Source organism: Desulfocastanea catecholica, from assembly GCF_054657295.1.
Genome location: NZ_BAAHYZ010000022.1, coordinates 1 through 12,499 on the forward strand (window position 1 = coordinate 1; position 12,499 = coordinate 12,499).

Below are 12,499 nucleotides of genomic sequence, written 5' to 3' on the forward strand. Positions count from 1 at the left end.
TTGGGTGAAATCAAGCATCTGGCCGCATCCATGCGGGCTACCCATAAAAAACCCGTTCAACCATAATCCTAAATATTTTTCGGACGGTTGCAGTACAAAAAAAAAGAAGGGCTTTGACAGGAGGCCCTTCTTTTTTCATGCAATCAAGAGCAACTCAGCCAACATTTCCTGTTGACGCGATATTTCAATTCAGCTACTCTTTTTTCATAGGATATACAAAGGTGATGGGGTTCGCCATTAACCGCTTTTTCTGACAATGCTGATGACTCCTGCTCTTTAGTTTTAAGGGGCGGGAGTTTTTTTTATCGCTGCTGGTGCACCGGTTCTAGATTCTTCCTGTCCGGATCAAAAATATTGCATAGAGGAGTGGCGTATGCTGCAATCCATTCTGGCTATCAGTCTTGGTGCATCGATCGGCGCGGTGATGCGCTGGCTGCTCGGACTTTCCTTAAACTCGTTGTTCCCCGCCATACCACCCGGCACACTGGCGGCCAATCTGCTTGGCGGATATCTGATCGGTCTGGCCATAGCCTTTTTCGCCGGGCATCCGGAGCTTTCGCCGGAATGGCGACTTTTCCTAATCACCGGTTTTCTCGGCGGACTCACCACCTTCTCGACCTTTTCCGCCGAAATCACCACCTTGATTCAGCAGGACAGGTTTCTCTATGCGGGCATCGCCATATCGACCCATGTCGGCGGCTCGCTGCTCATGACCATACTCGGCATCGCCAGCATTGCTCTTTTTAAACGAATCTGAATTGGAGGCGAAGACCATGCAGGGCTATCAACTCACTTTTTTTACCCAGCAGGACCGAAAACATCATAAAACTCCCGTCGCTCACTGGTTGCTGGAAGAAGCCCATAAAATCGGCATCAGCGGCGCAACACTGATTCCGGCAGCGGAAGGTTTCGGCCATGATGGAAAATTACGTTCCGTGCATTTTTTTGATCTGGCGGACCAGCCGATTCAGGTTACCATGGCGGTCAGCGAGGCTGATGCCGATCGTCTGTTTGCCCGCTTGAAAGAGGAAGGGGTTGATATTTTCTACGTCAAGGCGCCGATCGAATTCGGCATGACGGGAGATCGCTGACAGTCAGAGGGCCAGGAAAGGCCGATTTTTCGCTTGCCGCAATCTCAATCTTGCGGCTGCTGATGGCTCTTGGGCTTGCCTGTACCGTCATTCCAGTCTTGACTGCGGAAAAACAACAAGAGGAGGACATCAATGTTGACGTTTACCCAGGAAATGTTTCATTCCCGGATCGTACTGCCGAACGGTGAGCCTGCCGATCGCCCCATTGATATCCGTGTTCACCCCATCACCGGCCGCACCTGCAGGATAACCTATAGCCGTGGCGAAGAACGCGAACCCGGGACGGAGTCCCTGCCTCCACCCCCCCCTTTTGCTGCGGACCGCGACCAATGCCCTTTCTGTGCGGCTCGGCTGGCCACGGCAACCCCTCGACTCGCGGCCGATTTATACCCGGAAAAAAGGATGACCAGAGGCACATCAACACTTTTCCCCAACCTCTTTCCCTACGGCCGATATTCAGCGGTGAGCCTTTTCGACAACGAGCATTTTGTCGAGATCGGCTCGGCATCCCGGCAATCTTATGTGGACAGCTTTCTCAATTGCCGCGACTACCTGCTGCATGTTTTGGCCCATGATCCCGCCGCCGTTTTCATGGCAATCACCCAGAATCACCTTCCCTCGGCGGGTGGATCGCTGCTCCACCCCCATCTTCAGGTACAAGCCGACCGAATACCCGCCAACTTTCAACGGTTTCTTGGCCGCCGCGCAGCCGAATACCACCAGAAACACCGCATTCGCCTGTATGCCGACTACCTGCAGTATGAACAACAGGACGGTCGGCGAATCATCGATGCAGCCGGCCCGTGGCAATGGCTCGCCGCCTTTGCCCCCGAAGGATTTTTTGAAATCTGGGGTATTCTGCCGGGGATATGTTCCGTCCGGCACATGACCGACGAACATTGGCAGACCCTGGCAAGAGGCGTGCTGAATACCCAGAACTTCTACCGCAGCCTCGGTCGCAACGGCTACAATTTTGGCATGCTTCTTCTGGAAGACGGCTCGGACCATCTGGAAATCCGGGTTGTTCTCACCGTTCGCAGTAACTACGCTCCCTGGGCACGCAGTGATTTTACCGGCTTCGAAGTGATGCTCGGCGATATGGCTACCTTTTCGTCACCGGAAACAACCGCCGAGCGCGCACGTTCCTTTTGGTAGGGCGGTCGCGCTCTAATATAAACCGATCGGGTTTCGCCTTGCACCAACAAGCGTGCTACTTCCTATAGAAAGATGCTCACTCCAGGGTTACATGAAGTTCCTCTTTCCACCCCTGGGATTCCACCAGAAGTACCAGGGAACGTTCGAGCAGCGGGTAACTGGCCTTGGCCTCCCAGATGCGTTTTTCTCCCGGTTCACCTTTTGACCGGCTGGTATCGAGGAGGAGATGCCAGCTGGTTACAGGGAGAAAATCCGGAAGGATAAAAGAAATGGGTTCTTCGTGGGCGTTGACCAGCAGGAGAAATCGGTTGTCGACGACAGCATTGCCTTTTTCATCCTGCTCGTCAAGAGCATCACCGGCCAGATAGAGCCCCAGGCAGCGGGCAAAGGAATGTTGCCATTCCTCGTCGGTCATTTCCTTGTTCCCTGGGGTCAGCCAGACAATGTCCCTGACGCCGGCACCCTTGATGAGACGACCCTGGAAAAAATATCGGCGGCGAAACACGTGATGCTTCTTGCGCAGGGCGATCAGGCGCTGGACGAATTCAAACAGTTCCTGCTGTTCGTCATCCAGCGTCCAGTCAATCCAGCTTAAGGCATTATCCTGGCAATAGGTGTTGTTGTTGCCTTGCTGGGTCCGGCCTATCTCGTCCCCGGCCAGGAGCATGGGCACCCCCTGGGACAGGAAGAGGCTGGCGATGAAGTTTCTTTTCTGACGGGATCTGCACAAGTTGATCTGTGGATCATCGCTTGGACCCTCGCTGCCGCAGTTCCAGCTGCGGTTGTTTGATTCACCATCCTGGTTATTTTCAAGATTGGCCTCGTTATGCTTCTCGTTGTAGCTCACCAGATCGTGCAGCGTAAACCCATCATGGCAGGTGACAAAATTGATGCTCGCACAGGGGCGTCTGCCTCCTCGTTCGTAAAGATCACTGGAGCCGGTCAGCCGATGGGCAAACTCGCCGATCGTACCTCCTTCGCCTTTCCAGTAGGACCGTACAGTATCGCGGTATTTGCCGTTCCATTCCGTCCAGCCTACCGGAAAGTTACCAACCTGATAGCCTCCCTCGCCGAGATCCCACGGCTCGGCGATCAGTTTGACCTGGGAGAGCACCGGATCCTGGTGGATGATGTCGAAAAAGGCGCCCAGACGGTCCACCTCATAGAGCTCCCGGGCCAGCGCCGAAGCCAGGTCGAAACGGAAGCCGTCGACGTGCATCTCCAGCACCCAGTAGCGCAGGCTGTCCATGATCAGCTGCAGCACCCGTGGATGCTGCATATTCAGGGTATTACCGCAGCCGGTGAAATCCATATAGTAGCGGGTATCATCCGCCACTACCCGGTAATAGGCCAGGTTGTCGATGCCGCGAAAAGAGAGGGTCGGTCCCAGATGATTGCCCTCGGCGGTGTGGTTGTATACCACATCGAGAATGACCTCGATGCCGGCGGAGTGGAGGGTCTTCACCATGGTTTTGAACTCGTTGATCTGGCCGTAGGCCGAATATCGCCCATCCGGGACAAAGAAGCCGATGGAGTTATAGCCCCAGTAGTTAGTCAGGCCTTTGTCCGCCAGATGGCGTTCATCGACAAAGGCATGCACCGGCATGAGTTCAATCGCTGTCACCCCGAGACGTTTGAGGTAATCGACCACCGGGGCAGAGCACAGTCCGGCGTAGGTACCTCGCAATCCCTTGGGAACAAGCGGATGCAGCCAGGTAAAACCCTTGACATGCAGCTCATAAATGATTGTTTCATACCAGGAGATGGCAGGTGGTCGGTCGTTGCCCCAGGTAAAAGCCGGATCGATCACCTGACATTTGGGCATATAGGGGGCACTGTTCGCCCGGTTGCGGGAAAGATCGGCCAGACTACTGCCGATCTGATAGCCGAAAAGAGAATCATGCCACCGCAGCCGGCCGAAAATAGCCTTGCAATAAGGATCAAGGAGCAGCTTCGCCGAGTTAAAACGCAGACCGTTCTTTGGCTCATAAGGCCCGTGGACCCGGTAGCCGTAGAGAAGACCGGGCCGCGCCTCGGGCAGGTAACAGTGCCAAACCTGATCAGTCTGCCAGGCCAGGTGGATGCGTTCGACCTCTTTACGGCCCTGGTGGTCAAACAGGCAGAGTTCTACTTTTTCGGCACACTCGGAAAAAAGAGCAAAATTGACGCCCTCGCCGTTCCAGGTCGCGCCTAACGGGTAAGGATTTCCCGGCCAGACTGCCATGCTGTTCTGTGTCATGGTTACCCCCAAATATGCCGATTGAAAAATATCATGTGGAGTGTCTTATGGAGCGATTGCCTTGCTTATCAGTGAAGTAATATAATCACTTTTTGTCCTTGTCAGCACAGTGGACGGAGTAAAATCTTTATCCTTGACATATGCCCTCAATTTCAAGGATAAAGATTGACAACGCTATACCCCACAAGCTCCTCCTGTATCCGAGGGCATGACGGGAACAGATTTTTCTTGTTACTTTTTCAGCAGGGTATTCCATTCTTTTACAGGTATCGTCTATGCAATCATTTCACAAATGCGTTTTTTTGCTGATGGCAGTTCTCTTTCTCCACGGGTGTGCCGTTTACGTTGCCTACGGCCTCTACAGGACCGTTATGGATATTAACCAAACCCTGACCCTGGTTGACAATTCCCTCATCAGAATTCAAGGCGTCCTCAATGAAGGGAAAAACCTCAGGCGAGCCGCCGAAGACGGTAAACTTATCAGTACCCTGGCAGAGAAAATCCCTTCCCACATTCAGGACGAGGTTGAGCTTGTGACGAAAGAAAAGATCGCAACGCTTTCGGGCGCCCTTAAACTTTCCTCGCTTGATTTCACTGAAAGTGCACAGGAAGAAGACCTGCCCGGAGCGACAAAGGCATTTAACGACATGTCCGCCACGTATAACGATTTTACCGATCTGATGAACGAGTTATCAGATACCGCCGTCACACCTTGAGGAGTCGATGAGACGCATTTTTACCAAGTCAATGCAGGAAGAATGAAAACTGCCGTGTCACCGCACTTCTCCCCAGGGGTTGTCCTCCTTATCGGTGTGCTGGGCATTTCGTCGGGATCCATTCTGGTTCGTCTGGCCCAGGGGCAGGATATGCCTTCGCTGGTCATTGCCGCATGGCGGCTCACCCTGGCTTCGGCGGTTTTATTGCCGCTGGCGCTGACGAGACGGCGCGCTGAACTGCGCCGGATGTCCGGCTCCGCCTGGCTGCTGGCGCTGCTCTCCGGTTTTATGCTCGCAGTGCATTTTGCCGCCTGGATCAGTTCACTCGCCTATACGTCGGTGGCGAGTTCGACGGTTCTGGTCACCACCTCGCCACTATGGGTTGGACTGGCCGCGCCTTTTCTGTTGCACGAACACTTGTCGCGGGCCTTGAAGCTAGGTATCGCTCTGGCGATGCTCGGCAGTCTGGTGATTGGTCTGGCTGATGTGGTGGCCGTGCTGGATGGCCGGCTCCAATTCAGTCTTACCCAGTTCACCAACCAGCCGAACCCACTTTTGGGTAATGGATTGGCGCTCATTGGCGCTGTTGCGGCTTCCGCCTACCTGATCATTGGCCGTCGACTGCGACATGGCATGTCACTGCTCAGTTATACTGCCGTCGTCTATTCCACTGCTGCCTTCTTTCTTGTCATCATGGCCCTGGCGAGCGGACACGGTCTTTTTGGCTATTCGGTCACCGCCTATCTGCTCATGATACTCATGGCCGTTTTCCCTCAACTGATCGGCCACTCTTCATATAACTGGGCGCTGGGCTACCTGTCCGCCGCTTCTGTCTCGGTGGTCGTCATTGCCGAACCCATTGGTGCGACCTTGCTGGCATTGCTCATTTTTCAGGAAGTCCCTAACTCGATTACCTTGATGGGCAGCGCGCTGCTTCTTAGCGGTATTGTCTATGCCGGTCGACCTGATCGGCAAGCTACAGGGTAGCGTCAACCTTATCCATGGCTCTTTGCAGGTCCTGCCGCATCTGTGATGATGGTTTTGCTGTGCAAGGTTGCAAGGGATCAGTCTTTTCTTTGTCTTATTATTGACCAGGCACAAACGGAGTTATCTTGCTCCCTTCAATACTCAGACCTGCCATCAGCCCTTTCTGATCGAAAAAGAAGGCATAAATTCCTGATTGAACTGTGCTCGAAGAAAGCGAACGAGCGGCCCCTTCATCCACCACGACAATGGTCGGACCAACACCGATTTCCCACCCTTGACTTGTTTTGAGGTATTGCAGACTCTCATCGTCGATAAAGAACAAGGCATAACCAAAAGTCTGTGCGCCGGCCTGCAAACCATAGGACGCAGCAACTGACTTGTAGTATCCCGCCGACTCTCCCCCAACTCGAAGCACCCCCTCACCGTACTGACCACCAACGACCAACCCTGCTTTGATGATGTTGGGAAACACCAGAATTCCTTTGGCCACTCCGGCCATGTTTTTTGCGGCCGGAGTCGTCTGGTACAGTTTTTCCAAGGCGATATCTGCGTCACGATTGATTTCCGCCGCAGTGGCGGCCGCCGATATCCGGGGGAAGGTCAAGACCAGGGCAGCAAGAATTATCGTCAGACCAAGGCGTGACATGTACTTTACTCTCTGGGGTATTGCTGTTACAATTTGCGTTTTCATAATCTGCACCTCAATTATGGTAATTGGACGAAGGACTCCTGCCATGAGACAGGAGTGGAGCATGACCTGGGCACTGAATCTCTCAATGTCCAGGTAGAACGGTGTGGATTTTTTTGACTTCGTGACTGCTTTACGTCAATTTTACGAGAAAAAATAATCATTAATCAAAAAAAGTCCTTCTCCTGGCAATTTTATGCGATCTTTTTAACCTTCGGCTGATGGCATCGCTTACTTTTAAAGACATAATTGCCTTAAACAGGTATGGTCGAGGTGACGGTGTCTCGAGCAGGCACACCGGAGGCAATCAAAAAAAAAGACCGCATGTACATAACAAATGACCACCAAAGGAATAATTTTATGACAAAAAGACCTTTCCTCGGCAAGGCTGTCTTTTGCCTGCTGCTCACAGGAATTACCATGCCTCAAGCAAGCCAGGCGATGGATCTGGCCGAATGTATGACGGAAAAGATGCAGCAGGTAAGCGATGCAACAACGATAGGAGAATTACGCTTAGAGTGTCAGAAACAACTGCAAGATGGCACCTATACCACACAGGACCAAGAAACCTCAGTCGCCTCCGAGCGGGTAAGACAAGACAAGGAAAATGTCCTCCAGCCATTTACCTTGATGACCCATAAACCGAATTATATTTTACTAGGGGCTTATAACACCCATGGGTATGATTCGAGATTTTTCCAGGGTGTGGCCAACGATCAATCTCTTGAAGCAGATGATACCGAAGCACAGTTCCAGGTAAGTGCCAAATTTCCTTTGGCGGTCAACCTGTTTAATACGATGGATGTCTACGCCGCCTACACAAACCATTCTTTCTGGCAAGTGTACAATGATGATAATTCATCTCCCTTCAGGGAAACCAACCATGAACCGGAAGGATGGGTGCAGTTCAACCCCCGATGGGAACTGTGGGGCTTTACCAATACATCGAATATACTCGGCATTGTTCATCAATCAAATGGTCGTGGGGGCGAACTGTCACGAAGCTGGAACAGAATCTATGCCAATTTTATTATTGAACGGGGCAATCTGGCACTCAGTTTGAAACCATGGTATAGAATTCAAGAGGATGCCGATGATGACGATAACCGCGACATCACTGATTTTTTAGGCCATGGAGAGATTCGTGCCATTTATAAATACAAGGAACATGTGTTCAGTGTAATGTCACGAAACAGTATTGAGTCAGGCTTTGACCATGGTGCGGTTGAACTGAGCTGGAGTTTCCCACTCTTTAATTATCCGTATGTGAAAGGGTATGTGCAATATTTCACCGGGTATGGCGAAAGCCTTATTGATTACAATAATTATGTCAACAAAATTGGTGTCGGTCTTTCTCTGACAGACTGGCTGTAAGTGTCCGGAATCCGGTAATTCAATCCCCCTGGCAAGCGCAGCACAAACGACAGAAAACTACGATAACATCATGGATACAGCCACAGCACGAAATATCTTTTCCCAGGATCGATATGCCGCACTTACCGGTATTGAAATAGTCGAGGTGCGCACGGGGTATTGCCGGGCGCGTCTGCACATCGAGGACAAACACCTGAATGCGGCCAACGTTGTCCAGGGCGGCGCTCTCTTCACCCTTGCCGATCTGGCTTTTGAAGTGGCATCGAACAGCCATGGCCAGCTGGCGCTGGCGATCAATGTCAATATCTCCTTTTTAAAAGGTGTCTCGTCAGGCACCCTTTACGCCACGGCGACAGAACTGGACGAGCCGAAACGATTAAGTTCCTACGATGTCCTGGTCACCGACGAACAGGGCCAGATTGTCGCCAGATTTAACGGCATGGTTTACCGAAAAAAGCAAACTTTGCCGAATGTAGCTAAGGACAACGAGGTCGACTGAGAGCAATTCAATTGACCACAAAGGTCTGCAACCCCTCGAGTGCCAGGCAAGGTGGTCCCAGCTGCGCCAAACATTACCGCTTTGTAATATTCATGCAACACTCCGGTAATGTTCTCTCGATATACTGTTCCCATCCCAGTCATCGATACAACAATCCCTTTTTCCAGCAGCTTTGAGGACGTATCCACATGTACGACAAATCCCCGCAGTTCACCCTCACGACAGATCCGCCATCAGCTTCGGTGGAATCACCGTCAACCACCGATGTCTACAGTTCCATCCAGAGGATCAATGAGACGGTCAAGGAGAGCTCGCGCTGGATCGCCCCGCTCAAATATGAACTCTCCAAGGTGATCATCGGTCAGGAACATCTGATCGAACGGTTGCTGATCGGCCTGCTCACCGGGGGACATATCCTCCTGGAAGGGCTGCCCGGCCTGGCCAAGACCCTGGCGGTAAAAACCCTGGCCAGGGCAATTCAGACCGACTTTAGACGAATCCAGTTCACCCCGGACATGCTGCCCGCTGACATCATCGGCACGCAGATTTACAATCCACAGCAGACAACCTTTGAGATGAAGCAGGGCCCGATCTTCTCCTCGCTCATTCTCGCCGATGAAATAAACCGGGCACCGGCCAAAGTGCAGTCGGCGCTTCTCGAGGCCATGCAGGAAAAACAGGTGACCATCGGCGACAGGACCTTCCAGTTGCCCGAGTTGTTCCTCGTCCTGGCCACGCAGAACCCCATCGAACAGGAAGGCACCTATCCGCTGCCCGAGGCCCAGGTCGACCGGTTCATGCTCAAGGTGGTCGTCGGCTATCCGAGCAGAACCGAGGAGCGAAAGATTCTTGAAAGGTATGACCAGACCGACACCGACAGGCTGGTCACCCCGGTTACCGATCCCGGTGATATCCTCGCCGCCAGAAAGGTCATCAACACCATCTATATGGATGACAAGATCAAGGATTATATTGTCTCCCTGGTCTATGCCACCCGCGAACCGCAGACCTTCCAGCTGGAACTGAAAGAATATATCGAGACCGGCGCCTCGCCGCGGGCGACCATCAATCTCAAATCGGTCTCCCGCTGCCTGGCCTTCCTGGCCGGCAGGGGCTATGTTACGCCGGATGATGTCAAGGCCTCGGTCATCGATGTCATGCGCCACCGGTTGCGCATCAGCTACGAGGCCGAGGCCGAAGGGATCAGCAGCGAGGATATCATCAGGAAAATCCTCGATACGGTTCCGGTGCCCTGATTGCCGGGGATATGACCATGGATACACTGCTCACCCGGGAAATCCTCAAAAAAGTCCGCCAGATCGAGGTGCGCACCAACCGCTTGGTCAACGACAGCCTGGCCGGCAGCTATCAGTCGGTTTTCAAGGGCCGCGGCATGAACTTTGACGAGGTCCGTGAATATGTGCCGGGGGATGATATCCGCACCATCGACTGGAATGTCACCGCCCGCACCGGCGTGCCGCACATCAAGAAATTCACCGAAGAACGGGAAATGACCATCATGCTGATGATCGACATCAGCGGTTCCGGTGACTTTGGTTCGGTCAACAGCTCGAAACGGGAGATGATGGCCGAACTGGGCTCGGTGCTGGCTTTTTCGGCGGTTCGCAACAACGACAAGGTCGGACTTATCCTCTTTACCGATGCCGTCGAACTGTACATTCCACCGAAAAAAGGGCGGGGCCACATCTTACGCATCATCCGGGAAATACTTTTTTTCGAGGCCAAAGGCCGAAAAACCGACCTGAAGGTCCCCCTCGATTTTACCAGCCGGGTCATCAAGAGGAAATGCATCGCCTTTCTCATCTCCGATTTCTGCCTGCCGAATAGTTTTGACGAGGATCTCAAGGAGCTGCAGCCGAAACTGCAGATCAGCAACCGGCGGCATGACCTGATCGCCATGATCGTCTCCGACCCACGGGAATTCGAGCTTCCCGATGTTGGCTGGATCACTCTTGAAGACGCCGAAAGCGGCGAGCAGGTCGATCTGAACACCTCGGACCCAACGATCAGGCAACAGTATCAGGCCATGGCCGGGGTCAGACAAAAAATGGTGCAGAAAGCCCTGCGCTCGGCGGGCATTGACCGCCTCGATCTCTTCACCGACACCTCGTATCTCCCGGCGCTGCTCAGTTTTTTCAGTGCACGGAAAGGGAGGGCGTCGTGAACAGAGGGAGCTTGTTACACGACATTCATGGACCGGTGCCTATCGCCGAACACCCGCCCTATCTGCTCATTGCCGGCGTCGTTGGCCTGCTCCTGCTAGCCATTGCCGCACTCCTTTGGTATCTGCGCAGAAAAGATACCTCGGTGCAGCCGGCCATACCGCCCTGGGAGCGAGCCCTGCTCGAGCTTGCCGAGGCGAAAAGTCTGCGCAATGCGACACAGGGACTGTTCTACATGGACCGGGTCAGCCAGATCCTGCGCAGCTATATCGAGTCACGTTTTGCCATCCAGTCGACCCGGCAGACCACTCGGGAGTTCCTCCACAGCCTGACCGGTGTCGGCGACAGCTCGCCGCTGCGGACCTATAAAACTGCTCTGCAGGATTGCCTTGAACAGGCGGACATGGCCAAATTTGCCCACCATCTGCCGCAGCTTGACAATCTCGAACAGATGGAAGCCGCCGTGACCAATTTTGTGCAGAAGACAACACCGCCGCCGAGCTCGGCAAAATCAACGAAGCCGCGGAAGTCGCCGCAACCGGCGGCACAATATACGCGAGGTCGGTCATGAGGTTTCTCCACCCCGAACTGCTCTGGCTGCTCACTCTGCTGCCCCTGCTGGCCTTTTTGTATGGCCGACCCGGCGGCGCCCCGGCACTGCTGTTCTCAACCACCTCCCTCGCCGCATCTCTTGCCGGAGCGAGAAAGACACGACCAGGTACCCTCCACTTCCTCCTTCGCCTGGTCGTGCTCTTTCTTCTCATCCTGGCCTTGGCCCGGCCGCAGCTCGGCAGCAGCACCACGGAAATTGAGGCCAGCGGCATCGATATCCTGCTGGCGGTCGACGTTTCCGGGTCCATGGAGGCGATGGATTTCACCCTCGGCGGCCGACCTGCCAACCGGCTCGAAGTGGTGAAAAAAGTGGTTGATGAATTCATTGAACAACGGCCCAATGACCGGATCGGCCTGCTGGCCTTTGCCGGCCGTCCCTACCTGGTCAGCCCCCTGACCCTTGACCACAGCTGGTTGCGAAAAAGACTGGAATCACTGCAAATAGGCATGATCGAGGACGGTACGGCCATCGGTTCGGCCATCGGCAGCGGCACCAATCGACTGAGAGACAGAAAGGCTAAATCGCGAATTTTGATCCTGCTCACCGACGGGATGAACAATGCCGGCCGCGTCCCGCCGCTCATTGCCGCCGAAGCCGCGGAGACACTGAATATCAAGGCCTATACCATCGGCGCCGGTACTCGTGGCGAAGCCCCTATGCCGGTCACCGACAACTTTGGCCGCCGCCGGCTTATGCGGGTCAAGGTAGATATCGATGAAGAAACGCTGACCAAGGTGGCCGAAAAAACCGGGGCCATCTACTTTCGGGCCACCGACACCGCTTCTCTTGCCAAAATCTATGATGAAATAAACAAAATGGAGACAACAACGAGAACCATCAAAAAATTTGAATCCTACCGGGAGCTGTTCTTCTATTGTGTTCTTGGTGCGTTAATCCTGCTCGGTCTGGAAATCTTTCAGTCGCGGAAAAAGCTCCCCTAAGAGAGAATACATT

Annotated in this window: 13 protein-coding genes and 1 riboswitch; of the genes, 11 read left to right on the forward strand and 2 right to left on the reverse strand. The window is 53.6% G+C overall.

The genetic code is table 11. From position 1 onward, the window contains the following. Nucleotides 1–211 precede the first annotated feature (211 nt). A riboswitch (Fluoride riboswitch) is annotated at nt 212–279 on the forward strand. 94 nt (nt 280–373) lie between these two features. From crcB to ACYQ8U_RS17425, 3 genes are all read left to right on the forward strand, one after another. Next, entirely contained in the window at nt 374–757 is a 384-nt protein-coding gene (gene crcB, locus ACYQ8U_RS17415; RefSeq protein WP_459946836.1) for a fluoride efflux transporter CrcB, read from the forward strand. Between the two features lie 16 nt (nt 758–773). After that, on the forward strand, nt 774–1,091 hold the full coding sequence (locus ACYQ8U_RS17420) for a DUF190 domain-containing protein (RefSeq protein WP_459946837.1): 318 nt from the start codon (nt 774–776) through the stop codon (nt 1,089–1,091). A 132-nt stretch (nt 1,092–1,223) separates the two neighbouring features. After that, nucleotides 1,224–2,246: a galactose-1-phosphate uridylyltransferase gene (locus ACYQ8U_RS17425; protein ID WP_459946838.1), complete on the forward strand. Its 1,023-nt coding sequence runs from the start codon at nt 1,224–1,226 to the stop codon at nt 2,244–2,246. Nucleotides 2,247–2,322: 76 nt separating this feature from the next. Here ACYQ8U_RS17425 and glgX read toward each other — a convergent pair whose 3' ends face one another. Continuing rightward, entirely contained in the window at nt 2,323–4,485 is a 2,163-nt protein-coding gene (gene glgX, locus ACYQ8U_RS17430; RefSeq protein ID WP_459946839.1) for a glycogen debranching protein GlgX, read from the reverse strand. A gap of 275 nt (nt 4,486–4,760) precedes the next feature. Here glgX and ACYQ8U_RS17435 point away from each other — a divergent pair, with 275 nt between their 5' ends. Then, entirely contained in the window at nt 4,761–5,201 is a 441-nt protein-coding gene (locus ACYQ8U_RS17435; RefSeq protein ID WP_459946840.1) for a hypothetical protein, read from the forward strand. A gap of 42 nt (nt 5,202–5,243) precedes the next feature. Continuing rightward, a complete protein-coding gene (locus ACYQ8U_RS17440; RefSeq protein WP_459946841.1) occupies nt 5,244–6,188 on the forward strand; it encodes a DMT family transporter in 945 nt (314 codons plus the stop codon). Between the two features lie 97 nt (nt 6,189–6,285). Here the strand turns inward: ACYQ8U_RS17440 and ACYQ8U_RS17445 are convergent, their stop codons facing one another. Continuing rightward, complete coding sequence (locus ACYQ8U_RS17445; RefSeq protein WP_459946842.1) at nt 6,286–6,879, reverse strand: lipid-binding SYLF domain-containing protein; 594 nt, start codon at nt 6,877–6,879, stop codon at nt 6,286–6,288. A gap of 357 nt (nt 6,880–7,236) precedes the next feature. On the opposite strand from ACYQ8U_RS17445, the gene ACYQ8U_RS17450 reads away from it, so the two are divergent. The 6 genes from ACYQ8U_RS17450 to ACYQ8U_RS17475 all read left to right on the forward strand — a co-directional run bounded on the left by ACYQ8U_RS17450 (nt 7,237) and on the right by ACYQ8U_RS17475 (nt 12,486). Then, on the forward strand, nt 7,237–8,250 hold the full coding sequence (locus tag ACYQ8U_RS17450; protein WP_459946843.1) for a phospholipase A: 1,014 nt from the start codon (nt 7,237–7,239) through the stop codon (nt 8,248–8,250). 70 nt (nt 8,251–8,320) lie between these two features. Next, a complete protein-coding gene (locus ACYQ8U_RS17455; protein ID WP_459946844.1) occupies nt 8,321–8,749 on the forward strand; it encodes a PaaI family thioesterase in 429 nt (142 codons plus the stop codon). Between the two features lie 188 nt (nt 8,750–8,937). Then, nucleotides 8,938–10,005, forward strand: a complete 1,068-nt coding sequence (locus ACYQ8U_RS17460) for an AAA family ATPase (protein WP_459946845.1) — start codon at nt 8,938–8,940, stop codon at nt 10,003–10,005. Nucleotides 10,006–10,022: 17 nt separating this feature from the next. Beyond that, nucleotides 10,023–10,934, forward strand: coding sequence for a DUF58 domain-containing protein (locus tag ACYQ8U_RS17465; protein WP_459946846.1), 912 nt, complete (start codon nt 10,023–10,025; stop codon nt 10,932–10,934). After that, nucleotides 10,931–11,503 carry a DUF4381 family protein gene (locus ACYQ8U_RS17470; RefSeq protein WP_459946847.1) on the forward strand — a complete coding sequence of 191 codons (573 nt, stop codon included), beginning with the start codon at nt 10,931–10,933 and terminating at the stop codon, nt 11,501–11,503. Before ACYQ8U_RS17465 ends, ACYQ8U_RS17470 begins: the two co-directional genes overlap by 4 nt. After that, the gene (locus ACYQ8U_RS17475; RefSeq protein WP_459946848.1) at nt 11,500–12,486 is read left to right on the forward strand and encodes a vWA domain-containing protein; all 987 of its coding nucleotides are present in this window, start codon (nt 11,500–11,502) and stop codon (nt 12,484–12,486) included. The genes ACYQ8U_RS17470 and ACYQ8U_RS17475 overlap by 4 nt, the downstream gene beginning before the upstream one ends. The last annotated feature ends 13 nt before the right edge of the window (nt 12,487–12,499 follow it).

Bases quoted from the DNA above. Each gene is read 5' to 3' on its own strand.
- crcB (WP_459946836.1), top strand. From the start codon at position 374: ATGCTGCAATCCATTCTGGCTATCAGTCTTGGTGCATCGATCGGCGCG.
- ACYQ8U_RS17450 (WP_459946843.1), top strand. From the start codon at position 7,237: ATGACAAAAAGACCTTTCCTCGGCAAGGCTGTCTTTTGCCTGCTGCTC.
- ACYQ8U_RS17475 (WP_459946848.1), top strand. From the start codon at position 11,500: ATGAGGTTTCTCCACCCCGAACTGCTCTGGCTGCTCACTCTGCTGCCC.
- ACYQ8U_RS17420 (WP_459946837.1), top strand. From the start codon at position 774: ATGCAGGGCTATCAACTCACTTTTTTTACCCAGCAGGACCGAAAACAT.
- ACYQ8U_RS17425 (WP_459946838.1), top strand. From the start codon at position 1,224: ATGTTGACGTTTACCCAGGAAATGTTTCATTCCCGGATCGTACTGCCG.
- ACYQ8U_RS17445 (WP_459946842.1), bottom strand. From the start codon at position 6,879: ATGAAAACGCAAATTGTAACAGCAATACCCCAGAGAGTAAAGTACATG.
- ACYQ8U_RS17440 (WP_459946841.1), top strand. From the start codon at position 5,244: ATGAAAACTGCCGTGTCACCGCACTTCTCCCCAGGGGTTGTCCTCCTT.
- ACYQ8U_RS17455 (WP_459946844.1), top strand. From the start codon at position 8,321: ATGGATACAGCCACAGCACGAAATATCTTTTCCCAGGATCGATATGCC.
- glgX (WP_459946839.1), bottom strand. From the start codon at position 4,485: ATGACACAGAACAGCATGGCAGTCTGGCCGGGAAATCCTTACCCGTTA.
- ACYQ8U_RS17460 (WP_459946845.1), top strand. From the start codon at position 8,938: ATGTACGACAAATCCCCGCAGTTCACCCTCACGACAGATCCGCCATCA.
- ACYQ8U_RS17435 (WP_459946840.1), top strand. From the start codon at position 4,761: ATGCAATCATTTCACAAATGCGTTTTTTTGCTGATGGCAGTTCTCTTT.
- ACYQ8U_RS17465 (WP_459946846.1), top strand. From the start codon at position 10,023: ATGGATACACTGCTCACCCGGGAAATCCTCAAAAAAGTCCGCCAGATC.